Source organism: Methanosarcina barkeri MS, assembly GCF_000970025.1.
In the GTDB taxonomy this organism is placed as follows: domain Archaea; phylum Halobacteriota; class Methanosarcinia; order Methanosarcinales; family Methanosarcinaceae; genus Methanosarcina; species Methanosarcina barkeri.
Genome location: NZ_CP009528.1, coordinates 3,816,420 through 3,842,307, shown reverse-complemented (window position 1 = coordinate 3,842,307; position 25,888 = coordinate 3,816,420). Strand labels below are relative to the sequence as shown.

General features: G+C 38.4%; 17 protein-coding genes, 1 tRNA gene and 1 pseudogene. 4 read left to right on the top strand and 15 right to left on the bottom strand.

The window, feature by feature from the left end:
- Positions 1-412: 412 nt before the first annotated feature.
- From lysS to MSBRM_RS15530, 3 genes are all read right to left on the bottom strand, one after another.
- On the bottom strand, positions 413-1,960 hold the full coding sequence (gene lysS, locus MSBRM_RS15540) for a lysine--tRNA ligase (RefSeq protein WP_048121692.1): 1,548 nt from the start codon (positions 1,958-1,960) through the stop codon (positions 413-415).
- 571 nt (positions 1,961-2,531) lie between these two features.
- Complete coding sequence (locus MSBRM_RS15535; RefSeq protein WP_449288735.1) at positions 2,532-5,285, bottom strand: PAS domain S-box protein; 2,754 nt, start codon at positions 5,283-5,285, stop codon at positions 2,532-2,534.
- Between the two features lie 687 nt (positions 5,286-5,972).
- On the bottom strand, positions 5,973-6,830 hold the full coding sequence (locus MSBRM_RS15530; protein WP_048121690.1) for a metallophosphoesterase: 858 nt from the start codon (positions 6,828-6,830) through the stop codon (positions 5,973-5,975).
- Between the two features lie 400 nt (positions 6,831-7,230).
- Between MSBRM_RS15530 and MSBRM_RS18940 the strand changes: the two genes are divergently transcribed.
- The gene (locus MSBRM_RS18940; protein WP_141706483.1) at positions 7,231-7,692 is read left to right on the top strand and encodes a GNAT family N-acetyltransferase; all 462 of its coding nucleotides are present in this window, start codon (positions 7,231-7,233) and stop codon (positions 7,690-7,692) included.
- A 159-nt stretch (positions 7,693-7,851) separates the two neighbouring features.
- Here MSBRM_RS18940 and MSBRM_RS15520 read toward each other — a convergent pair whose 3' ends face one another.
- The 11 genes from MSBRM_RS15520 to MSBRM_RS15470 all read right to left on the bottom strand — a co-directional run bounded on the left by MSBRM_RS15520 (position 7,852) and on the right by MSBRM_RS15470 (position 21,016).
- Complete coding sequence (locus MSBRM_RS15520) at positions 7,852-8,775, bottom strand: S16 family serine protease (protein ID WP_048156221.1); 924 nt, start codon at positions 8,773-8,775, stop codon at positions 7,852-7,854.
- A gap of 423 nt (positions 8,776-9,198) precedes the next feature.
- Complete coding sequence (locus MSBRM_RS15515; protein WP_052712920.1) at positions 9,199-9,678, bottom strand: CU044_2847 family protein; 480 nt, start codon at positions 9,676-9,678, stop codon at positions 9,199-9,201.
- Between the two features lie 123 nt (positions 9,679-9,801).
- Positions 9,802-11,223 (bottom strand): cysteine--tRNA ligase, encoded by a 1,422-nt coding sequence (cysS, locus tag MSBRM_RS15510; protein WP_048121689.1) that lies wholly within the window; start codon positions 11,221-11,223, stop codon positions 9,802-9,804.
- Between the two features lie 351 nt (positions 11,224-11,574).
- Positions 11,575-12,168, bottom strand: coding sequence for a Maf family nucleotide pyrophosphatase (locus MSBRM_RS15505; protein WP_048121687.1), 594 nt, complete (start codon positions 12,166-12,168; stop codon positions 11,575-11,577).
- A 94-nt stretch (positions 12,169-12,262) separates the two neighbouring features.
- On the bottom strand, positions 12,263-14,278 hold the full coding sequence (locus MSBRM_RS15500; protein WP_048121686.1) for a monovalent cation:proton antiporter family protein: 2,016 nt from the start codon (positions 14,276-14,278) through the stop codon (positions 12,263-12,265).
- A 355-nt stretch (positions 14,279-14,633) separates the two neighbouring features.
- The gene (locus MSBRM_RS15495) at positions 14,634-15,023 is read right to left on the bottom strand and encodes a DUF2769 domain-containing protein (RefSeq protein ID WP_048121684.1); all 390 of its coding nucleotides are present in this window, start codon (positions 15,021-15,023) and stop codon (positions 14,634-14,636) included.
- Positions 15,024-15,464: 441 nt separating this feature from the next.
- Complete coding sequence (locus MSBRM_RS15490) at positions 15,465-15,935, bottom strand: rhodanese-like domain-containing protein (RefSeq protein WP_048156218.1); 471 nt, start codon at positions 15,933-15,935, stop codon at positions 15,465-15,467.
- Between the two features lie 761 nt (positions 15,936-16,696).
- Complete coding sequence (locus MSBRM_RS15485) at positions 16,697-17,008, bottom strand: hypothetical protein (protein ID WP_048121680.1); 312 nt, start codon at positions 17,006-17,008, stop codon at positions 16,697-16,699.
- Between the two features lie 608 nt (positions 17,009-17,616).
- Positions 17,617-18,345 carry an ion channel gene (locus MSBRM_RS15480; protein ID WP_048121678.1) on the bottom strand — a complete coding sequence of 243 codons (729 nt, stop codon included), beginning with the start codon at positions 18,343-18,345 and terminating at the stop codon, positions 17,617-17,619.
- Positions 18,346-18,767: 422 nt separating this feature from the next.
- Positions 18,768-19,970 (bottom strand): hypothetical protein, encoded by a 1,203-nt coding sequence (locus tag MSBRM_RS15475; RefSeq protein WP_048121676.1) that lies wholly within the window; start codon positions 19,968-19,970, stop codon positions 18,768-18,770.
- A 344-nt stretch (positions 19,971-20,314) separates the two neighbouring features.
- Positions 20,315-21,016: a methyltransferase family protein gene (locus MSBRM_RS15470; RefSeq protein WP_052712919.1), complete on the bottom strand. Its 702-nt coding sequence runs from the start codon at positions 21,014-21,016 to the stop codon at positions 20,315-20,317.
- A 189-nt stretch (positions 21,017-21,205) separates the two neighbouring features.
- Between MSBRM_RS15470 and MSBRM_RS15465 the strand changes: the two genes are divergently transcribed.
- Together MSBRM_RS15465 and MSBRM_RS15460 are read left to right on the top strand one after the other, a co-directional pair.
- On the top strand, positions 21,206-21,616 hold the full coding sequence (locus MSBRM_RS15465) for a PaaI family thioesterase (RefSeq protein ID WP_048121674.1): 411 nt from the start codon (positions 21,206-21,208) through the stop codon (positions 21,614-21,616).
- A gap of 735 nt (positions 21,617-22,351) precedes the next feature.
- On the top strand, positions 22,352-23,269 hold the full coding sequence (locus MSBRM_RS15460) for a right-handed parallel beta-helix repeat-containing protein (RefSeq protein ID WP_080941583.1): 918 nt from the start codon (positions 22,352-22,354) through the stop codon (positions 23,267-23,269).
- 414 nt (positions 23,270-23,683) lie between these two features.
- Here MSBRM_RS15460 and MSBRM_RS15455 read toward each other — a convergent pair.
- Positions 23,684-23,755: transfer RNA gene (locus MSBRM_RS15455), tRNA-Gly, on the bottom strand.
- Between the two features lie 312 nt (positions 23,756-24,067).
- On the opposite strand from MSBRM_RS15455, the pseudogene MSBRM_RS15450 reads away from it, so the two are divergent.
- Positions 24,068-25,717, top strand: a pseudogene (locus MSBRM_RS15450) (ATP-dependent DNA ligase).
- Positions 25,718-25,888 lie beyond the last annotated feature (171 nt).

Below are 25,888 nucleotides of genomic sequence, written 5' to 3'. Positions count from 1 at the left end.
AAAGCGTAAACCTCCTAAGTCTTTAGCTTAGGGGTAGTTCACGACTTTCTAGAACGCCTTAATTTTAACCAGAAAACACACACCACTTTAAACACAGGCCAAATGTTTTCACGACTTCCCATTCAAACATGAGCTTTATTTGGGCTTTTTTGAAGTCTCCTCAAGTTTTCAGCCTCGGTAGGGTATCTTGGCCTGGTCTGGCTTCATGAGGTTCTTTAATGACCCTAATTTTGTTCCATCCAGCAGGTAGACTTCAGCCAAATCAAATTATATGCTGCCCGAGGAAGATGTCATTTAGGCTTTTCAGGAATAAACTTCTCAAAAATAAAAAATAAGGAGATTTTCTCCTCGACTGGCCTTCCGCTTAGCAGGACAAACTCGGACCTGCAGAACAAAATTAAGTCTGAAATCTTCAGTCTTCTCTTTTCATCTGCGGGAAAAGGATTACTTCTTTGATAGAGTCCAGGCCCACAAGTATCATGGTAAGCCTGTCGATCCCAAGCCCCATGCCACCCGTAGGTGGCATTCCGTATCCAAGGGCATTTACGAAATCGTAATCAATGGTCTGGGCTTCAAGGTCTCCTAACTTTCTTTTCTTGTCCTGTTCTTCGAACCTTTTTTTCTGTTCAATAGGATCATTCAGTTCGGAATAACCGTTTGCCAGTTCCCAGCCATTCATGAATAGCTCGAATCTCTCAACAAAGCCTTCTTTTGACCTGTGGTTTTTGGCAAGTGGAGAATTTTCCACGGGGTAATCGTATATGAAAGTCGGGTTTATCAGCTTGTCTTCTACCAGACCCTCAAAGAGCAGGGCAAGGAACTCTCCGTAAGTATTTGCCTTTTCGTAGTCCTCGATTTTGTTCTCGATTGCGATTTGCTTCAACTCTTCAAGCGAGTGAGCAAAAACATCAAGCCCGGCATACTCTTTTAAGGCGTCTTCCATGGAAATACGTTTCCAGGGAGTACTGAGATTGAGCGTGTTTTCGCCTATTTTGACTTCATAGCTGCCAGTCAGCTTGAACATAAGCTCTGAAATGAGGCCTTCAGTTAAGTCCATCATGTCATTGTAGTCCCTATAAGCTTCATAGACTTCAATCGTGGTGAACTCAGGGTTATGGGTTGTGTCAATATCTTCATTCCTGAAATTCTTGGCGATCTCAAAGACTTTCTCATATCCACCAACAACAAGCCTCTTAAGGTAGAGTTCCGGAGCAATTCTAAGGAAGAGTTTCTGCCCGAGACAGTTATGGAAAGTTGTGAAAGGCCTTGCATTTGCGCCTCCGTACACATTCTGGAGTATTGGAGTTTCAAATTCCAGAAATTCCCTGTCAGAAAGGTATCGTCTGATCTCGGATATAAGTTTGCTCCTCATAACGAAAATCTCTCGCTTATCAGCATTGACTATAAGGTCAAGATACCTTTTTCTGTACCTGGTTTCAACGTCTTTTAAGCCGTGGAATTTTTCGGGGAGGGCACAGAGGGATTTTGAGAGAAGAGAAAATTCGGATACACTGATGGAATTTTCACCTCTTTTTGTCCTGAAAAGTGTGCCCTGAACGCCTACAATATCTCCCGAATCGACCAGGGTTTTAAAAGTCTTGAAATCCTCATCAGGAAGATTTCCTTTCCTTAAAGTTATCTGAATTCTGCCCCCCTGGTCTCCAAGGTCAGCAAATATCATTTTTCCAAGCCTGCGAATATTGTAGAGCCTTCCTGCGGTTCTGACCGTTAGCCCTTCATTCTTTTCAAAGTCTTCGAACTTTTTCTGGATTTCACAGATATCCCCATTCTTTTCAAACTTATAGGGGTATGGATTAAGTCCCTGACTTCTGATGCCGTTTAGTTTTGCAAGTTTAGAATCATCAAAGACCCTGCTATCTGAAATATCATTATTGTCAGATTCATTGCCAGACGGTACAAGGCTATCTGACATTTTTTCGTTGTTAATTTCCATGCTCATCGAATCAGTACATCCTATTCAGGTGAATACGAATAAACCACTTAGTAATCGATTAGTGATCAATTAGTAAACCGATAATAAATTATTAAATCGATCAGTAATCATATATAAGTCAGTAAATAAGTTAACCATGAACAAATCAATAATAAATCAATATCAACGAATCAGCCATTAAGAAATCAACCCGAGTGCCCACAGCAGAAAAGAATCGTGGAAGGCCTCACGGAGATTTGTGAATTTTTAGATATGTAAGTTACTAGATAGTGAATTTTTTATTCACACTTCTATGGCTGAAAGCTGCAAGTCTGAATGCCAGGAATAATGGCTGTCTATTAGCTTGAGTCCTGACATTTAATTTTTTCAATACATCCATGCATATTATATAAATATTGAGAAAACGAGTCCATATATTAATAAATTATTAGTGAAATCAGCATTACTTTATAAAATAACTACTGTATTATTCGCTGCAAAACTTTCATAGCACCATTACAAACTACTTTATAAAATAACTACTGTATTATTCGCTGCAAAACTTTCATAGCACCATTACAAATGTATCCTATGTCTATCAATTCATAGACTTCGAATTTTCCACTACACTAAAAGTAATCCTAAATTCAGTACCATGATTCCGTTTAAGCTCGATTTTCCCGTCCAGCTGGTCAACAAGGATATTTACTAACTGAAGTCCTAGTGAGTCTAGCCTCTCTAGTTTTAAATTTTCAGGAATTCCTTCTCCATTATCTGAAACTGTCAAGCTGAAAAGAGATTTACTTGTTTCGTCATTAATTTCTTCTCTGTAAAGCTTAATTCGGATTTGTCCTTTTTGGCCTTCAGTAAATGCATGTTTGAGGGAATTAGAGACCAGTTCATTAACAATTATTCCTAAAGGAACAGCAGTGTCCATATTAAAGAACGTATTCTCTTCCAGGTCCGTGCATAGGCTGAGATTTTTACTACTAAGGCTATAAGTCTGGAAAAGATTTTCAGCTAATTTTTTAAGGTATTCAGAAAAGTTCAGGGTATCGGTCCCTTCTCCTTTATATAATTCTTCGTGGATGAGAGCCATAGATATAACTCGATTCTGGCTTTCCCTGAAAGCCTCAATAACTTTCGGGTTATCGAACTTCTCAGCTTGAAGATCAAGAAGAGAATCGATAACTTGCAGGTTATTCTTGATCCTGTGGTGGATTTCTTTCTTACGGGTAGTCTCGAGATTTACCAGAGCTTCTTCTGCCTTTTTCCTCTCGGTAATGTCAAGAACAAAAGCTACGCCTTCACAAAGCACCTTATTGAAGGTAGATATCCCAATAATGACAGGTACGTGTGAGCCATCTTTGCGGGTGTATTTCTTTTCGTAAGGCGTACTTATGCCTTTTGATTTAAGTTCAGCCACGGCATGATCATCAAATTGACTGTACTCTGGTGGAGTCATCTTATTCCATTTAATCTGCCCAGCCCGCAAGTCCTCGCGAGTGTAACCGACTATTTCCAGGAACTTATCGTTAGCTTCTGTTATCGAACCGTTCAGATTGTAAAAACATACACCGATCATATCTGAGTCGTAAAATCCGCGTAGGCGTATTTCGCTCTCATGTAATGCTTCTTCCGCCTTGATATGGTCAGTAATATCTCTTACAATGCCGGAGATAGCCACAAGCTTTCCAGATGCGTCAAAAACCGGAGAAAGAGTTATTGAAACATTTATTAAGGTACCATCTTTTTTCCGCTGCAGAGTTTTGTAATGCCGGATCTTTTCTTTTTGCTTAATCTTTTCAATTAACTGTATTATTTCCCCCTTGAGATTATCCGGTTCAAGGATTGAGATATTTTTCCCCATAATTTCTTCAGCTGAATAACTATAAATCTGCTCTGCGCCCTTATTCCAGTTTGTAATAATACATTCAAGAGACTCAGTTATAATGGCATCGTCCGATGATTCAATTGCATTCAACAGTGTCTGTATTTTCTCTTCAGCTTTTTTGCTTTCAGTAATGTCCTGAACTATTCCTTTTACCTTAGTGGGGATATTTTTATCATTATACACGAATTCGGATTTTAGATGGACTATCCGCTCTTCCTCATTTGCTAAGACAATCCTGTAATCGATAACAAAAAGATTTTCCTTTGCAGCTTTTTTAAGGGCATTCCGGTAGTAGTCTCGATCATCGGGATGTATGTAACCTAAATATTCATTGTAAGAAGGTGCTGGCTCTTGAGGATCACGTCTAAAAATATGATACATTTCCTCAGACCAGTAGGCTTTATCAGTTTCAATCTCCCACTCCCAGTTTCCAATATGAGCCATTTTTTGAGCTTCAGCGAGGCCTTTCTCACTTTCTTTCAATGAATTGTAAGCCTTCTCAAGCTCTATTGTTCGTTCTTTAACTTTTTCTTCTAGATTTTCATGTGCTTTTTTTAAAGCTTCTTCTACTTTTTTGCGCTCTGTAATATCGCGGATAATACCCCCACTAAAAAGTAGCTTTCCATTCAAACCTTTAGTTACCGTGAATCTATCAGCGAACCAGCGATATTTACCGTCCTTATGTTTAAACCGGTACTCCAGAGTTCCAGAACCAGTGTCGTATGCCCGATCCCTCTCTGAAGTAACTATGGGAAGGTCATCGGGATGAATACGACCAAGAATCTCACTGGCATTTCCTGAACTTATTTCCTGGGCAGAGTAGCCAGTAATCTTCTTTACCACCGGGCTCATGTAATCATAACTGTCGGTCTGAAAGTTTTGTCTGTATGCCACATCAAGTGAGTTCTCAAGAACCGACCGGAACCTCTCTTCACTCTCCTGCAATGCGCTCAGAAGAGCTTCACGTTCAGCCAGCGAATGAGCCATTTTAAAATTGCTGTAGCCTAACTGCGAGAGAATGTTGGCAAAAGTTATAAGGAAGGCCATACCTGTATTCACAGCTTCCCTGCTCAACCGTGGGACTTTTTCGAGCGCCTTTATATATTCCTCTTCATTGAAGCCATATTTTCTAGCCTGGGATCGGAAAATCTCATAGTCCAGAGGTTCGTCTTCAAAAAAGAATTGGCCTGAGAATATATTGGCAACGTGCTGACCCCCAACTATGATGGGAGTCGCTATGTCCCACATGTTGTTTTTGCATTTATAGAGCTTGAACTCTCCTGAAGAAATGCCTGCAGATAGCCTGGTGTCACTCTCTACGCAGTGCTTACAGGCTTCGGGGTGAACCCTGTGGAATTGCGTGCAGATATCCTGCCATCCTACACCTACCAGAATATTGCCTTTTAGATCGCCCAGGCTCATGGGTATGTGAGTAATCTTGTAGAAGTTGTCCATCATAGACTGGATCGCCTGGACGTCAACGATATCAGTTATTTCCAGTTTATCCACCTCCCGAGCAGGTGAAAGAATATCTTCTATAGTCACGAGGCTAAATAATGCAACTGTTCAAATGAGATACAATGAGGTTTTTGTTGCAACAATTACAGGCGTGACTATAACTTCTACCTTATGTCCTGCTCACTCTGGCCCAACACTTTCTCAGTCTGAGCACATTCTCAGTCTGCTTTCACTAAGTTTTATTTTTCCGCCTGGAGTTTTCGATTCTTTCCTATTTTCCTTCCCTTTTGACCAAAGAAAACTGATAGTTCAAAACTAAGTCGATAGTATCTGCTGCACTGCACATACTAAGAAAATATGAGTACAGAATGAGTATCTGTCATTTGTCAGTAGATAGAGAAGCTAATATTAATATTTTCAAAACCCCTCGATTCTATGAGTTTTCACTTACTCTTTAAGTAATACAAATATTCAAAATAGTTATATGCGTCAAATTTTAAAAAGATTTGGATATTATGGTAATGTTAATACTGCACAGAATAATAAATATGGGCATAATTTTTCCATGCTTTCCACGTTTTCCGTGGTTATAAAATAAGTTCAAATACTCACATTGGGAATTATGACTAAAGCTAAATTCTTTGTCTACATGCCAAATCATATTATATAGGGTCTTTTGAATTCATATTATACAGAGCCTTTTGAATTCCTGCATCTTCTATTCCTATTCTTGTTTCTAACTCTTGTATGCTTCAGCTTCCGAATATTCTTGAGCAGTCCGAGCCTTGTTCCATCAAGTAAATATACTTCCGAAGCCTCAAGTTTGATTCCACCTGAGGAAAAAGCCGGGCCCAGAAGTTCGTCCTGAGTAGATTCGTTAAAAGGCACGCCTCCACATAGCTCATTAAAAGCCGGTATTATGAAGAGTTCAGGATCTGTCCATTGTGCAGGATTCTCAAAATCAAGGTTTCCGAAATGAGCTTTCAGGACTTCCAGATTGAACTTTGTCTTGATCCAGGCAGGTTCAACTACTGAGTAACCAAACGAATCTGTAAAACGAACAGTGGGATGATTATGGGCTGTGACTACATAAGATGCAGCCAGCAGTTCAGGGGCAGGCCAGGTATGCCCATGGAAGTATCCCACTCCGTCAATAACTGCACCGCGTGCGGAATGAATCCTGATGTCTTTTTGCCTGTTGAAAAGAAGTTCGATTCCTCCATCATGGTTTCCGGGGATAATATCAACGTGTGAATGTTCTGCAAGCGTTTCGAGGAAGCGAGGAATTTCGTCTTTTTCCTGCCAGGAGACCTTAGGGACATTATGTTTCACGTCCCCAAGAAGTATTACTCTATCAGGGGAATTTGCCCGTATATAGCCAAGAAGCCTGTCCAGCCGTCCTTTCATCTGGCTGGGTAAATTGATCCCACTCCTGTACAGATCCCATTCGATCCCGAGATGGATATCGGCAACTACCAGTGAGTTTTCAGTATTGGTTACAATAAGCGCAGGTTCTTCAATGATAGGTGTGATTTCGGGGGGCATAGTCGATAAGAGGTGTTTTTCAGAATTTAAAAGTGCATATCAGACAGCAGCCTGAAACGGCTTTAATTTTAACGCATGTAGATATATACTTTATGATATTTAAATAAAAATAATAAATATAAAAAACAAAAATAGTAGAACAGGCTGAACCTGCCTGAATGAACTTAAAGCATGAGGGAACTTTCAATATTCCAAAACTCAGTACCGGAAAATCTCATACTAAAAAATGGCCTGAAAATCAATAATTATTCATACTAAAAAATGGCCTGAGAATCAATCAACAATTATTTAGATTAAAAAATAAGAACACTCCAACAAAAATTTAAGTACTCTTAACGTAATCAAACGACGTTTACAAAATTTAAATGCTGGATAAGATATAGTGGCTGAAGAAATAATAATGAGAATAGCTAAACCTCAAGATGCGGACTATTTGAGAAAATTGGTAAACGAGACAATTGATACCTGTTATTTCCATATTTACTCGCAGGAAGCAGTTGATTACTTTAAGGATTATCACAATCGGACGAATATCGTAAACGATATACTGGAAGGACATTGCCTGATTCTTACCTCAGGAAAGGAGTTTATAGGAACGGGCACTCTTCTTGGTTCAAGCGCTAGAAGAGTCTTTGTAAAGCCGGCATATCAAAACATGGGCTTCGGAAAGAAGATTATGCACGGGCTTGAAGAAAAGGCCATGGAAAATGGAGTCAGGATAATGGATCTGGATGCCTCACTTGTAGCATACTCTTTTTATAGGGCTCTTGGCTATGAAACACAGGCCGAATATGTGATTCCTGTGAAAAATGGGCAAAACTTAAGGTATTACAAAATGATCAAAAAGCTTGAAGATAAATAAAAATTGCTGTTGGCAGAGCTCTTTATCAGTCAGGTCTATTTTTCAAAACCTCAAGGAAACGATTTGCAGTAGCAAGATAAAGTTCCGGGAAGAAAAAGAAGCCCCGGAAAAAGAATCAAAGCTATAATCCAAATTACAGTAAGTATCCAAATCCAGATTTTACTTCTCATACTTAAGTACGTCATCAATAGTATCCACATACTCGATGTTGATTCCCACCTCTTTCTCTATGTACTCTTTAGCGTCTACGATTTCTGGCTTCTGCTCAATGACATTAAAACCGCCAAGCTGCCTTTCTACATATTTATATATCACAAGCTGGCTGTTTTCCCTCGGAATGAGGAAAAGGGTTTTGCCTCCGGCTTTTGCTGCCTTAGCTTTTTCCATAACTCCACCTATCTGACCGATATTGCCTTTATCGTCAATCGTGCCTGTAAGAGTTATACTATTGTTCAGTTTGGTATTGTTATCAATGGCTGAAATCGTAAGCAGGGTCATGAGAGCTCCTGCACTGGGACCATCGACTCCCGGAGTTTTATTCGAAGCGGTAATGCTGAAAATAATATCACTGCTTGACATTTGTTTACCGGTTTTGTTTTCAGTGACGAAAACTGCAGTGTTTGCAGCATCCTGGAAGACCACACCCATCAGAGGGGTTGTCTGGACAAGCACACGGCCTTTTCCGGGCTGGACCTCAGCTGAGATATTGAGCAAAGCTCCCTCCTCAGAAACATTTTTCCGGATAAAGGGACCTGCTTTCTCGAGTTCGACTTTCTGGAAAACCGCGGGCCCCTGAAGGGTAGCAAAGCCTTCAATTCCTTCAGGACACGCTTGAGAGCCATTTTCAAGCTCAAATACCCTTTCTCGATAGGACTTTAACTGTGAAGCGTAAGACTGAAGCGACTCATTACTCTGATTCATCTGCGTCTTAAGGTTTTTATTTTCCGTTTCAAGGGAATTTATTTGAGTCTGCATTTCCTGGACCTGTTTTCCCTCAAAGGAAGGCTGTTCTTCAAACAGGACAAAGTAAGCGTTTGCAAAAAGCGAAATAACCAGTAAAAAAACAAGAAGTTTGGATTTCATACCACCTACCACTTTTTAACTTGCTTCGTAAATCATTATTCTTCTTTCTGGAAACCATGCAGGAAAACTGCAAGAAATATTTATAACATATAACCACAGAATTTAACGTAAAGACCCAATAGGTGAATATAGTTACCAATAAATGAATATGTTGATTACCGATAAATAAAATCTTAGCTACCAGAAGGTGAATGTCCTGATACCAATAAAGATATCAATAAATGAATATGTTGATTACCGAAAATAAAATCTTAGCTACCGGAAAGTGAATATCCTGATACCAATAAAGATATCAATAAATGAATCTCCTGGTTACCAAGAAATGAAATTGGCTACCGAGAAGTAAATATATGGATTCAGGAAGTCTTCGATCCTAACCCATATGCTTACATTAAAAATTTATATAACTGTATAGACCGAGTTTCAACCTTCTTTTTCAGGGATTTCCTTCTCAGTCTCCTCTCCTTTATTCTTCCACATTAACATTACTTTCAGGTTTTTCTCATTTTCCGATTTGGTGATAACTGCTTTTCCATTCATAGTCAGAAGTAAGTTAAAAGTCAGTTCCACCTGACATGGCCTGAACTCAGGAGGAGTTTCCTCTAGATTGTCTACAACTTTTTTAGAAATCTCCTTAATCATAAGCATCGCATTATCAACCGATTCTGTGGATTTTTCTTCCAGGGCTTTCGGAGATACAAGCGCAAATTTTTTTACTGTACCTGGAGCATGCCCCAGTTCGGCTAAAATACCCCCTGCTTTTAAGGCCTCCCTACCTGAATTTTCAATAACTTTCTCATCAACAGTAACTTTTTCATCAACAGTAACTTTTTCATCAACAGTAACTTTTTCATCAACAGTGATTTTATCCAGAAACTGCCCCCCATTAGGTAATATGGTCATGTCTCATAGAAAAAGAGACTGTGACCCTGAGTAAGAATAGATTAACGTAAGTAAACTTGTATATATAAATAAATAATTATTGACGTTTTAATTTAAGTTAAAGTTCAGACCTTAAATACCTTCTTAACTTTCTTCGTTTTCTTTTACATTTGGCCCTTCTTTTGTATCTTGAACAATATATCCCATGGATTTTATTTTTTCTCTGATAGCGTCTGAAACTGCCCAATCTTTCTTTTTTCTGGCAGCTTCACGTTCTTCAACCAGTTTCATTACTTCTGTGGGGATTTTCTTTTTTCCTGATTCAGAAAAGAGGCCCAGGGTATCTGAAAACTGCCTGTAAAGGGAATAAAGCTTCTCAAGGACCTGTCGATTTTTTTCGGATTCAAGGTACTTGTTAGCTGTACGGGAAAGCTCCTTAAAAATCGTTAAGGCTTTTGGGGTGTTGAAATCGTCCTCAAGAGCTTCTCTAAACTGTTTCTCCAGTTTAGGGAGGGTTTTAAGAACTTCTTCGTCCCCAGGATAATCTGTATTCTCTGCGCTTTCCAGGCTAAATTCAAGGTTCTCAAGCGTTTCTTTAAGCCGTAAATAATTATTCTTTGCATTTTCGGCAAAGGCATCGGAATAGTCCAGTTTTTTACGATAGTGGACTGAGAGAAACATGAAACGCACAACTTCCCCACCGTACTTTTCAACAATCTCCGGCAGGGTGAAGACGTTTCCTTTGGATTTGCTCATTTTCTCTCCTTCGACTATGAGATGTTCTCCGTGAATCCAGTAGCATGCAAAAGGTTTTCCTGTTGCCCCTTCCGATTGTGCAATCTCATTTTCGTGGTGAGGGAAAATAAGGTCCACTCCTCCTAAATGCATATCCAGAGTGGGCCCAAAGCGGTTCATGGCCATCACTGAGCATTCGATATGCCATCCAGGACGGATTTTCCCCCATGGGCTCTCATAATAAATCCCCCTTTCAATTTCCTCGGGGGTTGAAGCTTTCAGGAGGGCGAAATCGCGGGGATTATCTTTATCATATTCGTCCACGTCCACCGATGCGCCAATTATAATGTTATCAAAATCAAGCTTTGAAAGTTTGCCATAATCCGGAAATGACGAAATTCTGTAATAGACCGACCCGCCTTTTTCATAAGCCATCCCTTTGTCTATTAGCTTTTGCGCAAGTTCAATCATGCTGTCAATATTTTCCGTAGCCCTAGGGTAAGCTGAAGCCCTTTTTATGTTCAGCATACTAAGGCCTTTAAAAAACTCTGCCGTATATTTATCCGTAAAATCCTTAAGTGACATTCCGGCTACTTTCGAATCCCTGATAGTTTTGTCATCTATATCAGTAATGTTCATTACAAGTTTTACTTTATATCCAAGGTACTCAAGACTTCTCACAATATTATCTGCCATCAGAAAAGTACGATAGTTGCCTATATGCGGCATGTTGTAAACTGTAGGTCCGCAGGCGTAAATCGAAACTTCGCCTTCCTTTAAAGGTTTGAAAACCTCTTTCTTTCGTGTAAGAGTATTGTAAACCTGGAGCATCCGGAACGCCTCTGGATTTTTAAGTGCCTGAAGTAATTATAAAAATGAAACAAAACTTTTTTAATGTATCCAAATTCGATTTAGAGTTATTTTAATCATCTCTTATTACCTAATTGGTCAGATATACTTTATTACTTTTACCGCAAGCCTTTTTTGAAAAGGCTTACCGAAAATCTCAGCAACGACGAGATCAGTCATCATAACGGTTGTAGCACAACCCCTTTTAAAAAACTGCTTGCCCGCAACCCTTTTGAAAAAATTGCTTGCCTGCAACCCTTTTGAAAAAAGGCTTGACCGAAAAACTCAGCAACGAAAGGATCAACCATCATAGCGGTTGCAGTACAATGGTTTTCAGGATAGATCTTCACTAAATATAGATACTCCAGCTTTCTGCAGGATCTTTCCAAGACGGAAAAGAGGGAGACCTATGACGTTAAAGAAATCACCCTCTATTTTTTCCACAAAGGTTGCCCCTTTTCCCTGAACAGCAAAAGCTCCTGCTTTATCAAGGGGTTCTCCTGTTCTGACATAGGCTGAAATCTGTTCATTGCTTATTTTGTCCATCCAGACCGTTGTGGATTCCAGTTCACTGATTTCTGTCCTTCTGTCCAGGTCAAGGACTGTAAGCCCGGTTATAACCAGGAATTGCTGTCCACTTAAGAGTTTCAGTATTTTCTCTGCTTCTTCGGAAGATTTTGGCTTTCCCATGAGTTTTCCATTAAAAAGCACCGAGGTATCAGCAGAAATTACAAGCCCGGAATTAAGATGTTTGGCTACGTCTCTGGCTTTTTCGACAGAATGCTTTAAAAGAAGTTCTTCAGGGTGTATGCCAGGGCAAGGAGATTCTTCATAGGAACTGGCATAGACCAGGAAGTCATCTCCTATAAGTTGTTTAATCAATTCTTTTCGCCTTGGAGATGCAGACGCGAGAATGATCTGACGCATGGTAAAAACTCAGGAAGCATGGGATATATGTTGTATTGCAGATCGAGAAAACATGAAAATTAATTCGTGAAATTTTAATTAGCGAAATTGTTGATTATCCGTGAATACTTTCAAAGAACCTTCTTATATTGCAAAGATCCTCAGGTTTTCCAAGAAGGATACAGGCATCTTTTGCATGAAGGATGAAATTTCCTTCTGGAGTGTAAATCAGATCTGAGCCTCTGCGAACCGAAAGTACTGTAACTCCGTGTTTTTTTCTGAAGTTCAGGTCTTCAAGGGCTTTTCCATCGAAACTTGAACCATCTTCCACTTTCAGAACCTGAATATCAACTCCAGGAAGCCCGTCTTTTATGCTGAACTCGCTATCATCACATGTATTCCCTGACAATTTTCGCAGCATCCGGTAGCCATTAGCCCGCACATCATTTACAAGTTTTTCAATGTTCTCTCTCGGAACCAGATACTTTTCCAGCACGCGGACAAAGATTTCTACTGAGGTTTCATATTCCTCGGGGATGATTTCATCCGCTCCCAGGGAATTGAGGCGTTTCATTTCCTGCAGATCCCTTACTTTTGCGATGATACAGATGTTCGGATTCAATTTTTTCACAATTTCTACGATCTTACCTGTGGCGGTTGAATCTGAGATCCCGATAATAAGAACTCTTGCACTCTTAACGCCTGCATGTTCCAGTACAACCTCAAAAGTTGCATCTCCATAGTGGATGTTTTCCCCCTTCTGTTTTTCTTGGATAACAATTTCAGGGTTTGCTTCTACAATAATATAAGGGATGCCTGCGGCTTTTGCAGCCTTCGAGACTGTTCTTCCGGAAAAACCAAAACCTACGATGATTAAATGGTCTTTCATTTCAGGCTCAGCCTGTTCTTCTTCTTTAATAGGTTCCGAATATAAGCCATGTATTAGCTTCAGGCCGTTGGTTGTTCCTGAAACTCTTGTGACAAGGAAATCGATGGGCTTGTAGGAAGCATTAATCAAAAAAGGCGTAACTCCCATGGTAATTATAGAAACTGCAAGAAACGCCTGGTAAGCCTCTTCAGTCATGAGAGAATACTCCACCCCCAATCTGGATAGAACAAAAGAAAATTCTCCTACCTGAGACAATGCAAACCCTGTCAATATAGCTGCACGAAGAGGGCAGCCGAGAAGAAAAGTACTAGCTACTCCTGCTATTGATTTTATAATTATTAAGGCAATTGAAGCAATAATAAGGATCATGAGATGATCAAGCAAATATTCAGTGTTCAAGAGCATCCCTACAGACACAAAAAAGAAGCTCATGAACATATCTCTCAAAGGTATAATATTGCCCATTGCTTGCTGGCTGTACTGGGAGCCTGATATGACAATCCCAGCTAAAAACGCGCCAAGGGCAAGAGACAGCCCGATACTTGAGGTAAAGAGAGCGGTAGAAAGGCAAATGAAAACAACACTGACAAGGAATAACTCTTTATTGCCCGTCCTGCCCACATGGTAGAATATGTAGGGAATCAGGAATTTGGCACTCAGGATAAAAACCAGAATGACCAGTGAACCTTTGAGAAAAACGGTTGAAAGTGAACCTTCAAAGCTTAGAGAATCTCCAGCCAATAATGGGGTAATAAGAATTAGGGGAACGATAGCGAGATCCTGAAATATCAAAATTGCAAGTGAGGTTTTCCCATGTTGTGTATAAACTTCGTTTCTGTCCTGGAGGACTTTGAGTACTATTGCAGTACTGCTAAGTGATATCAAAAAACCGAAAAAAACAGAGGTAGTGGAGTTAAAACCTAGAGATGAACAAATAATGAGGGTAAGAAATATAGTTAAGAGGATCTGGAGAGTTCCACCCAAGAATAAAGCCTTCTTCATCTTCCATAGTTCTTTTAAGGAGAGGTCAACTCCAATTGTAAAGAGTAAAAAGATTACACCGAGATCGGCATTCAGTTCATTCTGTCCTCCATTGAGAATACCAAGCCCATATGGGCCAATCAGCATTCCGGTTACAAGAAAACCAAGTACAGGAGGAACTTGAAATCTGTAGAAAATAGTAAGAATTAAGATAGCAAAGCCAAGAAGTACGTCAACGTTTGCCAGTAAAGAGGATACCATTTATTTTTCTCCTCCATAAGTTGAAATAGGGCTATTTGAGCCTTTAGAAATCTTGAAAAACCTAAGATAGGCCCTAGGATTAAACATTAGAATTATACTTGCCAACCCCAAAATATTTTGACTGATCAATAACAATATTTATCAAAAGATATAGTATTTTCGGTGAGAGACTAAATTTTCATAAATCCAGAAAACTGCTTCCATTGCAATCTAATTCTAAGAAAAAGTGAAAAACAAGTGAAAAACAAGTGAAAAACAAGTGAAATTTAAACACACTATCTAAATATTAAATCAAAGATCCAATAAAAATTAATAAATAAATTAATTATGTTGAGCATCTGACAGAAGTGATAGATCAGGTCGCTCTGCCATGTTGACAGAAATGGTTGTTTGGATTTGCATTTTTGAGATCATATTCCTTCCAGACTTCACATGAACTGCAGATGCATTGTCTGTCAAAGTCAAGGTCCTGACATGGGGCCGGACCTTCCGAGCAATAAACACCCGGAACATTTTCTGGGTCTGGAACTTCACCTGCATGAGCATTCTTCAATGCCTGTTTTGCACTCTTGACCTCACTCTGTGCACATCGACTCTTAGCCTGAACTGGACACTGTGAACATCTACACCTGCTAATATTTTTTTCTACATAAGGAACCACAAACTCAGTGCCTCTTTCAAAAGTTACATTTCGATCTCTAGGTGTTATCGAGCTTTTCTCTTCGGTTGGTGCATCTCTTCCCATATTCTATACCCCCAAACTTAATACTCAATTGATTTTTATCACCAATGTGATAATATAAAACCAGTTTTATAATTTTTAGTTCATTGTAAATTTAGATTTCTAGAGAATAAAAGTCTTTTCAGTTACAGAACAAGTATAGAGTAATCATAGAGAGAATATGTAGTAGTGATCTTAAGAGGCTACTGCATTTAAGGTTATTTCTTTTGAGTTATTTCTTTTTAAGTTATTTTTGAGGTTATTTCGTTTAAAATTACTTCGTTTGAAGTTACTGCACTTGGAAAAAAACAGGTTTCAATTGAAATATATTGAAAAAAAGGAAAATGATTAGAATTATTGGCTCACTGAGATGCGGAACAATAAAAATACAAAAGTTGTGGCCGATAAAATCGGCTCCTTATATAAGGTGATGTGATGCCGATTAGAAGTGCAGACTATGTAATTTCAATTATGTGAGCCTTCAGACTCTGTATCTTCAGAGCTGACAACCTGATATCCTGCATCTGTCCAGGCAATGATACCTCCTACCATATTATAAACCTGGGAATATCCTGCGTTTACAAGCATTTTACCTGCCGTATCACTTCTGCGTCCTGTTCTACAGTAAACCAGTATTTTCTCTTTGGGTACTTCGTCTATACGAGCTTTAAGCAGACTATCCGAACTCAAATTTGATCCAAAGGCATTGCTTAGGGGAATTAAGGTCGCTCCTTTGATATGAGATGAGTTAAACTCATCAGGCGTACGAACATCAAGTACGAATACATCGCCTGTTTCAATCATCTCTTTTGCTTCCTGTACACTTACGTTCTCAATCCCTGAGTTTTTTTCCTTTCTCTGTTCCGAAAAGATTAAAAAGGCTACAAGAAGTAGGAAAATAAGAGCAACAAAATACGTCAAATTTCCTTTATTCAATCAAACTCCTCCAGTGCTATAAATTTGAGATCATTAAAAGTTAATAGATACATTTATTTCTTTGCAGAATACACACGGTTTCTATGAATTCTTTATTTATGTAAAAATTACTTTCCAGATACAACTATATTTCCTTAAATAAACTAAGCCAATTATATGATCATCGGTTAAGGAATTTTCTTGCTGAAGGATATCGATTTTACACCTGAAATCTGATTTTTCCAAAATCGATATCATTAAAAATTGCCAAAAAATAAATGTCGACCTGCAGAAAGTAGGTTAAGAGAAAATCCTGTATAAATTAAATCAGTAACAGGAAAAATGTAACGCTAATCATCGGGTACAAAGTAGAAGTTAGTAATTTGAGCCTCAGGAGTTTTTCCTTAATCAAGCTATACCTAAGAGTCAGAAATCAGAAACTTTCTTAAAAATTCGGCAGATTTGTCAGATTATGATCTCTAAGAAAAATAAAATGAGGCTCATTCGTAAATTCACTTCGATGACTGCTATCCAGTATAGAGAAAGAAACTACACAGTTAAACTAAAGAACCAGTCGCATAAGACTTTAAATGTCTAATTTATATATGTGATAGAGGTACGTGCTCATACTTCTTTTACTACTTAAACGCGTAATTTCTGTTAAGAGTACTCCCCCATAGAAACTCTAAACTTGAACTATTGAGGACTTAATGGTCCTTGCAGCCTGATGTAAGACGTTACGAATGAGTAATCATGCTTTAACTTATATTATGACAGTCTAGTTAACAACAGTCATTCCAGCCGTCAATCCAGGAGTCGCCTGTTCCAAAGAAGCAACCATTTCCTAGGAAGCAATCGTATCCGAAGAAGCTACCTCCAAAGAAGGCGTCGAAGTCAAAGTCATAGTCGCAGCCGCAGCCGCAGCCGCATTTATCTTTGTGATTGCATTTATCTTTGCATCCCCAGTCACAGCATTTATCCTTATTGCAGTCGCATTTATTTTTACAGTAACCTGCACTGGCTGACCCAACTGTCAGAGATGCTACAAAAAAGACCAGCACTAGCACGCTTATTGTCTTCTTAAGTATTCTCATTTGTACACACTCCTATTGTTTGATACGACTAAGCTGTCGGTGTTTCAACCATTTTTATCGGTATATACAGCACTTAAGCGTTATTTTATCACTTAGTTATTGACGGTATTCTGGAAGGCATATTACCGACAGATTTTGCTCTCATTTTATGTGCCGAAAAAATGTACCGATTAAAATGATCCCAAGTTGCCCCAACAAATAGTACGTACCAACAGGAGATTATACTCAAAGAATATAATAGATATAGAAATATAAATAAGAAACCATTGTTAATTAAAAGAATATATCAAATAATATACTATTTACAGCCTATTTTATATAATTTTATTTTTATAGTTTATTATCTTTAGCCGAAACGTTTTTTGTTAATAGACTTTTTTTGTTAATAGACTTATTTCAAAACCTAATTTATACTTAATTCAAAGAGCGTTCATGCTCGCTCAGTAATTTGAAATTGCCTTGTCAATTCAAGGAATTAAATTAAAAAACGAATTTTAAGCTATGCAATAATCTGCAAATTTTATCGGTGTTTGCCTGATAAATGGTAGGTCGTAATTAGGAAAACAGAGAAGAACCAGTAGCAAAAAAGATTGAAAAATTTTGCAAATCTACTTTTTTTCCCTTTCTGAAAACCTGTTAATTTCACTGGAAAGACACTGTACTTTGCTGCGCAGTTCTTCAATCTCTTTTGAGAACGACTTTTCACTTCTGACAAGAAGGTGTGCAAGGGCCGCAGTTACATATACGAGAATGTATAAAGCATAAGCAGATAATAAGAAGGCCAGTATCCTTCCTTCAGCGGTTTTTGGCCAGTAATTACTTCCTACTGTAATCATAATCATTGCTGTCCACCGGAGAGCATCCAAATAAGAAGTAAAACCTTGCCGCTCAAAATCATATATCCCCGCGGCTCCAAGTAGAGTTATCAAAGTCGTAAGCAGCAGAATATATATCAAGCCTCGCTGCTCCATTATCTGTCGGACTGTTCTTAAGCTCCGATAAAAAGAAGAGAGAACACTGGCCAGATGAAGAGATCTGACATGGCTTGCAAAACCAACCAGCTTGAATCCGCTAAATAGCCTCAGGATTCTCAATGCAGGCAAAAACAGGGAAAGAGCGACAAGCCAGTTTTCCTTTAAATAATCCTTCTTTTTCGGGGAAACTTCCAGTTCGATAAAAAAATCAATTATAAATATTCCCCAGATAAAAAAACTTAATGTCTGCAATGTAGGTGAAAGACCAGACACTAAGTCTATAATAATAAGAATCAACCATAAAATTGACAGTGACGTGAGAAGGAAATCAAAAAGAGAATCAATCTGGGAAAGTAATTCCATTCTTTCTTCTTTTAATTGCTATTTATCCATGTGTTTTACTCTCATCAAGTATATGATCACATGCAAATTAGTGCACTTGCATTGTTAAAAGAAATAACTGATATATATAATAAGTATTCTTAGGGCATTTATAGACTTATTGATAAATCTATTTTAGTCCGGAAGTTTGTTTGACGCTCGAATATCCGGTAAGAGCAGAAATAGATCGAAAGGCTGATTTTGGATATCAGGTAAACATGCCGAGTAGATAATGCATGTCGAGTAGATAATGCACGATAAAAAACTGGAAAAATAAAGAAGTAAGGAACTGTAAATACTATATATTTGCAGCTTCTACTTCCTGAGGCGGATTTTCAATCAAACTGACAGGTAATCCTTTCCTTATTCATACTTTGTTACACGAACATTTTACCGATCAATAGTTACTTCATACCTAATTTTTCGGTCATGTTCCCCATGTTCTTAATAGTAGTCGTGTTTCCAGTAATGTTGCATGTAACGGTTCTGGTTATTATTTGAGTCATATCATCCATATTTCGGATCATAATCTTTTTTCCGGTTACACCCATTTTTCCGGGCATTTTGGTCACGTCTTCCATTTCTCCGGCCATTCCAGTCATGCCCATATCCTCTAGTATAACCGTACTTGCGTCCATTCCGCTCAAATAATTCATTTTTTCGTCCATTCCAGGCATATTATCCATTTGTTCGACCATTGAGGCCATATTATCCATATCTTTAAATATAATCATGCCTCCGGTCATGTTACACATCATGGGTCTGGTCATGTTCCCCATTTTTCCGGTTATGTTCTCTATTCTTGCGGCCATTCCGGGCATATTAGATAGTTTTCCGGCTACCTCTTCCATACTACCCATGTTTCTGATTATAATCATTTTTCCAGTCAGATCACATGTTATGGTCCCACTCATATCTCCAGCCGCGAGCACAGTCAGGTTTTCCATTCTTCCGGTCTTGTTCTCCATTTTTGCGGCCATTTTGGGTATGTTTTCCATGTCTTTGGTCATATTGCATGTCACAGTTCCAGTCATGGTTCCGACCTTGACTATGGTCATGTTCTGCAGGTTTTCTGCCATTCCGGACATGTTCTCCATTCTTGTGGCCATTCTGGCAGACATATTTCCGGCTGACCTAGTCTCCATTCTTGTGGCCATTACACCCATTTTATCCATTTTTCCGAAAATAATCACTTTTCCGGGCATATTCTCCATTTTGCCAATTATAAGCGCTTTTTCGGTCATATTTCCAATGTCATTGACTATGACCACCTTTCCGACTATATTAAATGTCACGGGTTTTGTCATGTTCCCCATTTTTGTCATGTTCCCCATTTTTGTCATGTTCCCCATTTTTGTCATGTTCCCCATTTTTGTCATGTTCCCCATTTTTGTCATGTTCCCCATTTTTCCGCTTATATTATCCGTGCCGACAATAGCCGCGTTTCCGGTCATGTTGCAGGTAATGGTTTCATTTATATTTCCGGCCAGGATCGCACTCATATTTTTCATATTTCCGACCATGTCCGTGTCAGTCTGCGCTTGCACAGACACAATAGACAATGTCATGCATAACGCTAGCAGAGAAACGATTAATTTCATTTTCATTCTTAACCCCCGTATACGAGCTCGACCAACAGGCCGATTATATATATTTAAATTAAATAAAATATAATTTAATATAAATCAAATAAATAATAAACGATCCGTTTATAAATAATTAATCTCTATCAACTATACAGATTAGTCTGGTTTTAAGGGTCAGATGGCGTTTTAAAAGTAATTTTCTATCACGTATCCATAGAGCTCATCTCAAAAATCAAAACTGTATCTCTGAATTTTATGTTCTGAATAATTATCTGGTAATCTGATCATGAAAATAGTTATGAAACTATTCTAGTTGAGAATAAAGTCGAGAATAAAGTCGAGAATAAAAGTGATTCTTTTATTTCTCACCAAATAAACGGCACAAGCCGATACCTTACCTTCTTTGTGTATTCTCTATATCCTGGAAGCTCTTTGTAGAGCATCCTGTCTTCGAAGTATGTGCGGAAAACAAAAGTAACAGCAAGTAACAGTGCAGGTATCAGTCCATAAAGAGAGCCAATGACGAACGGAGCGCAGCCGTAAAACAGTATCATGCCGGCATATCCCGGATGCCGGACGATAGCATAAGGTCCTGTGATAACAACTCTATGTCTCTTTTCTTTTTGGATGCGGACTGTAGTTTCAAAAAATTTGTTTTCGACCATTGCCCACGTTACAAAAACCCATCCCACGATGAAAATTACAACGCCGATAGCTAGAAACTCCGTCCCAGGGCTTGAAAGCTGGAATCTTCCCACATCAAGCCCGCACACAATAAACATTATGAAAAGAAATATGATATAGAGCACGGCAAACAATTTATCCCACCACTTCATTTCTCCCCATTTCATTTCACTCCGTGCTCTTATGACCTCAGGATTGAACTTGAGGAAAATAACCATGTTAAAGAGCACCGAGATGAAATAAAGGCTAAAGAAAAACCATGCTCTGGGCAGATCAATCATACCGGCAGAAAGAAAAAACGCCACCATAAAAAAGAATAGGCCTGCAATAACCTGTGTAGTCCTTTTGATAACTGCCTTCCAGAATAATGTATTTTTTTCCACCACTTCAATCCTAGGAGAAATTATCTTTGGTGTTCAAAAAGATTTTGATAGTTATATTAGGGGCTCGGCAGGAATTTTACCTCTGAAAATGGCAGATTCAGGATTAAGTTTACATTCAGAAGAATAACTTTAATTAAAAATAAGAAGAATAGAGCACGATTTTACTTATACAATAACTGGAGTTATTACATGGAGAATATTAAAAACTTTTTTAAGAACGATAAATTCGCTGCAGTTTCAGGAATTGAACTTTTAGAAGTTTCTCCTGGATATGCGAAAGCTATCATGAATATAGAGGAAAAGCACCTTAATGCCCTGAAAACCGTCCAGGGAGGTGCAATATTTACCCTTGCAGATCTTACTTTTGCTGCAGCGTCAAATGCGTACGGTAATGTTGCTGTCGCTATCAATGCAAATATTTCTTTTGTAAAAGCCGCAACAGGCAAGACTCTCACAGCGGAGGCAAAAGAAACCTCAATAAATCCCAAAATTTCAACATATACTGTAAATATAACTGATGATAAAGGAGATCTTGTAGCAATATTCCAGGGTATGGGCTACAGGAAAAAGGTTTCACTTGATGAGCTTTCCCGCATTTAAGTCAGAAGAATTCATGTCTAGGACTTACGCACTTGAAGTACAAAATCAAGCACATTAGGCGTTGTGACTTTTTTAGTGGTTTATACAGTTAAAGGTTTGATGCGATTGATTTCCCAGTTCAGCCGCGTAAGTCCTGATCTCAATAAATCAGTAGGATAATAATAACACGATCCAAAGTAGACGTATAGTTTAGAAGATAATTATTTTGGGATATCTTTGGGCTCAAACACATATGGATAGCATAATTAACCTGAGAAGAGTTGAGCTCATCCCAAAACCAGTTTTATACTCAAAATTGATAAGAGTTTTAGAACTAGTTTCCTTGATCATATACTCTTGATTATTCTTGATTTCAATATTCAAAGAAGCAATTTTGAGTTATGGAGTAGGCTCGTTAGAATATTTCGTTTTAGTCTAAATACGGGTACGTTAGCCCGTAAATCTATTTTGTGCTTCTCTGGCGAAGCCCGATCTTTTTAAAATTCTCCCGCATTCGTTCTTAAATAAGCAACTTTTGTAACTGTTATTAAATGAAGAAGGGAAGGGGTTATGGTTAAAATCCAGTCATTTTTTAATTTTTATATTAGACTTCTTGTTTTGAAAAAACTAGATTAAAGAATTTATATTAAAAAACATTTTTTTTGGTCAAGTCAACACGTTTACATACGAGAATTGGCATGGTGTTGGGGCGTAAATATTTATTCGTTAAATAAAGTTCCACCAGAACTTTTCTAAATAAACGGAGGCATTAAAATAAGCAAATTAACCGCTTTATTAGCATTTGTTCTTATTTTAACACTAATATCAGGTATCGGAGCTGCGGCTGAGATTTCAGTCCAGCCAGGAAGTTCGATTCAAAGTGCTATTAACAATTCAACTTCTGGCGATGTAATTACCGTAAGTCCCGGAACCTATACAGAAAACATCAAAATAACTAAAGATAATCTCACAATCAGGTCAGAATCCGGAAACCCTGATGATACAATAATTCAAGCCGGAACTCCAAATGCTAACGTGCTCCTTCTGAAAGCAGATAATATAACAATTAGTGGGTTTAAGATTCTTGGAGCTACAGACCCCATTCACTCAGGAATCTATTTGTCTTCATGCAGGAACTGTACAATTGATAACAACAAACTTTTGAATAACGGGCTTGGGATCTATACCCTGTATTCCAGTGGAAATATAATCTCAAACAATACAGTTACAAATAATGAAGAGTACGGGATTGCTATTCAAAGTTCCAAAGACAATCTCCTCTCAGGAAATACGGCTTCTGATAGTAGCAGAGGAATCCATTTTGGCAACTCTGACGGCAATACATTCTCAGATAACACTGTTCAAAATAATAGTGTTTACGGTTTTTATATCTGCCCTAGAAGCGATAGGAACCTTATTTACAACAACTACTTCAACAATACCAATATGACCATTAAAAACGGAGAAGGAAATTCCTATAACATTACGAAAACTTCAGGCACTAACATTGTAGGCGGATCGTATATAGCGGGTAATTTCTGGGGAAAACCTGACGGCACTGGATTTTCCCAAACCGCAGTAGATAAAGACGGGGATGGCATTGCTGACTCCGCGTATAAAAACATAACACACAGCACCTATTCGGATTATCTACCTCTTGTAGAGCACAAATAAACACCTGATACATCGATTCATAGTATCTTCTCAATAAAACACAGATAAACACATATGAACATAGATAGTTTCAATTCGTTTTTATCCGTGTTTATCTTTAATTTTTTTATAGGCGCATTTATTAAAAAGTTCATTTATTAATGTGGATTTTAAAGTCTAACTTTATTCTGAATTTTTTGGGGATCGAAGCCAGTAAAGATATTTCTAAATATTATTAAAAATAAATTGTAATATAACAGTAACTATTTTTCATTCAAATCGATATCAATCAACTTTTTTTGGTAGGCTGAATAGTTACTTAGTTTTTAAGAAATACAGTTTCAAAAAGACTTAGTTTAAAAGAAATACAGTTTAAAATAGACTTCGTATAAAAGAAATATAATTCAAAAAAGACTTATTTTTAATTATTTTCAATGCGACTGCCGGGATTCGAACCCGGGTTCTAAGCTTGGGAAGCTCAGGTCATAGCCGCTAAACCACAGCCGCATGAAGATATATAGAGGTGATGTGTATTCTCCTCATGCATCTTTTAGATATTAAAGGTTTCGGTAATGAAGAGAGAACGGCAGAGATAGTTGTTTCATGGGGAAAAGAGGAAAAACTCTATTTCTGAAATTTGAGGGTGCAAAGCGATAAAGACCTGCAAATTGAATTCTAGTATAGAGAAAAATTTCAAAGCGTTTTTTCGGGGAGAGGGTAATGGCTCGATTCATAGAGCTTGCGGAGCTTTTTGAGGAACTTGAAAACATAACATCCCATAAGGAAATCGTCAGGAAAATTGCTAATTTTTTTTAGGGGCTGGAAGGAAAGGAAGTAAATGACAGTGCATACCTTTTTCTCGGGAGCATAGGACCTGCTTTTGAGAATACAGCACTGGGAATAGGAGATAAGCTCGCTTTAAAAGCTATTGCCGGAGCATACGAAGTTTCCGAAGAAGAGGTTAAAAAAAGATATTCAAGGACAGGGGACCTTGGGAATGTAGCTTTTGAGTTAAATCGTAGAGAAGAAAAGTCTCTGGCAATTGATGAAGTGTTTGGAAGATTAAAAGAGATAAAAGAAGCCTCAGGAAAAGGAAGTCAGGAGGAAAAAACCGGGCTGCTTTCCAGTATCCTGTAGCGAGCCAGTCCCAAAGAAGGAAAATACATAGTCAGGATTGTACTTGGGAAACTAAGGCTTGGTTTTGGGGACCAATTTTTGCTTGAGGCATTTTCTATCGCTTTTACAGGGGACGAAAAATATGTCGTCAAGATCAAAGAAAGCTATAGCGTTTGTACTGACATCGGAGAGCTTGCAGAATCCCTTGCAGAACACGGTCCGAAAGCTCTTGGGCGCTTCTCCATAAAACTTGGCCGGCCTGTAAGGTCAATGCTTGCGCAGCGCGTGGAAACCTTTGAAGAGCTTGAAGAACGAATTCCCGGAAAAAAAGCAGCCGAAGAAAAATATGATGGGGAGAGAGTGCAGATCCATAAAAACGGAGAAGAGGTTAAAGCTTTTTCTCGAAGGCTTGAAGATATAACTGCCCAGTATCCCGATGTTGTGGAAGCAGTCAGGAAAGGCATTCTTGCAGAGAAAATCGTGCTTGATGGGGAAATCGTTGCATACGTTGAAGGCAGGAAAGCAGACGATTCAACTGGAGAATTTTATTCATTCCAGAGACTAATGAAGAGGCGCAGAAAGTATGAGGTCCAAAAATATGCTGAAATTTGCCCTGTTGCCGTATTCTTTTTCGATATCCTGTACTTGGAAGGAAATTCGCTTCTGAAAAAATCTTACCCGGAAAGACGAGCTATCCTTGAGAAATATGTAAAGGAATCAGAAATTCTTCGCCTTGCTAGAAGAATTGTTACGGATAATCTTGAAGAAATAGAGGACTTTTTCAACGAGGCTCTGGAAAAGAAGCTTGAAGGAATTATAATCAAATCTATGGATCGGAATTCTATTTACGAAGCCGGAAAAAGGAGCTGGCTCTGGCTCAAATGGAAAGAAGAATATGCCAGCGGGATGAGAGAGACCTTTGACCTTGCAATTGTAGGGAAATATTACGGACGAGGAAAAAGGAAAGGTTCATTTGGGTCTCTCCTCTGTGCAATTCTTAATGAAGAGGAACAGCGTTTTGAAACTTTTACAAAAGTTGGAACCGGGTTCACAGAAGAGGACGCGAAAGAAATCGACAGCTTACTTTCAGAGCATATTATTTCTGAAGTCCCTAAAAATGTACTCATAAAAAGTAGAATGCTTCCGGATATCTTTGTAGAACCGTCTCTGGTTATTGAAGTCCTTGGTTCGGAAATTACTGAAAGCCCGAGTCACACTGCCGGGCAGGGAAAAGGAAATACCGGGCTTGCTCTGCGTTTTCCTCGCTTTTTACGCATAAGACATGATAAAGGACTTTATGATATTACTACACTTACAGAAGTCCGGAATTTAAAGGAAGGCAGAGGCATTTGAAGATTTATTGAAGAAATAACATACATTTAAAGATTTATTGAATGAACGGTATTTGAAGACTTATTGAATGAAGAAAAGATATTTGGAGATCTATTGATTGGAGATCTATTGAGGAAAGGCACAGGTATTTGAAGACTATTTATGCAGAAAGGAAAGAAAGGAGAAGATAGT

Excerpts from the sequence above, each read along its gene's own strand:
- lysS (WP_048121692.1), bottom strand. The coding sequence starts at position 1,960 with ATGAGCATGGAAATTAACAACGAAAAAATGTCAGATAGCCTTGTACCG.
- MSBRM_RS15535 (WP_449288735.1), bottom strand. The coding sequence starts at position 5,285 with ATGATGGACAACTTCTACAAGATTACTCACATACCCATGAGCCTGGGC.
- MSBRM_RS15530 (WP_048121690.1), bottom strand. The coding sequence starts at position 6,830 with ATGCCCCCCGAAATCACACCTATCATTGAAGAACCTGCGCTTATTGTA.
- MSBRM_RS18940 (WP_141706483.1), top strand. The coding sequence starts at position 7,231 with ATGAGAATAGCTAAACCTCAAGATGCGGACTATTTGAGAAAATTGGTA.
- MSBRM_RS15520 (WP_048156221.1), bottom strand. The coding sequence starts at position 8,775 with ATGAAATCCAAACTTCTTGTTTTTTTACTGGTTATTTCGCTTTTTGCA.
- MSBRM_RS15515 (WP_052712920.1), bottom strand. The coding sequence starts at position 9,678 with ATGACCATATTACCTAATGGGGGGCAGTTTCTGGATAAAATCACTGTT.
- cysS (WP_048121689.1), bottom strand. The coding sequence starts at position 11,223 with ATGCTCCAGGTTTACAATACTCTTACACGAAAGAAAGAGGTTTTCAAA.
- MSBRM_RS15505 (WP_048121687.1), bottom strand. The coding sequence starts at position 12,168 with ATGCGTCAGATCATTCTCGCGTCTGCATCTCCAAGGCGAAAAGAATTG.
- MSBRM_RS15500 (WP_048121686.1), bottom strand. The coding sequence starts at position 14,278 with ATGGTATCCTCTTTACTGGCAAACGTTGACGTACTTCTTGGCTTTGCT.
- MSBRM_RS15495 (WP_048121684.1), bottom strand. The coding sequence starts at position 15,023 with ATGGGAAGAGATGCACCAACCGAAGAGAAAAGCTCGATAACACCTAGA.
- MSBRM_RS15485 (WP_048121680.1), bottom strand. The coding sequence starts at position 17,008 with ATGAGAATACTTAAGAAGACAATAAGCGTGCTAGTGCTGGTCTTTTTT.
- MSBRM_RS15480 (WP_048121678.1), bottom strand. The coding sequence starts at position 18,345 with ATGGAATTACTTTCCCAGATTGATTCTCTTTTTGATTTCCTTCTCACG.
- MSBRM_RS15475 (WP_048121676.1), bottom strand. The coding sequence starts at position 19,970 with ATGAAAATGAAATTAATCGTTTCTCTGCTAGCGTTATGCATGACATTG.
- MSBRM_RS15465 (WP_048121674.1), top strand. The coding sequence starts at position 21,206 with ATGGAGAATATTAAAAACTTTTTTAAGAACGATAAATTCGCTGCAGTT.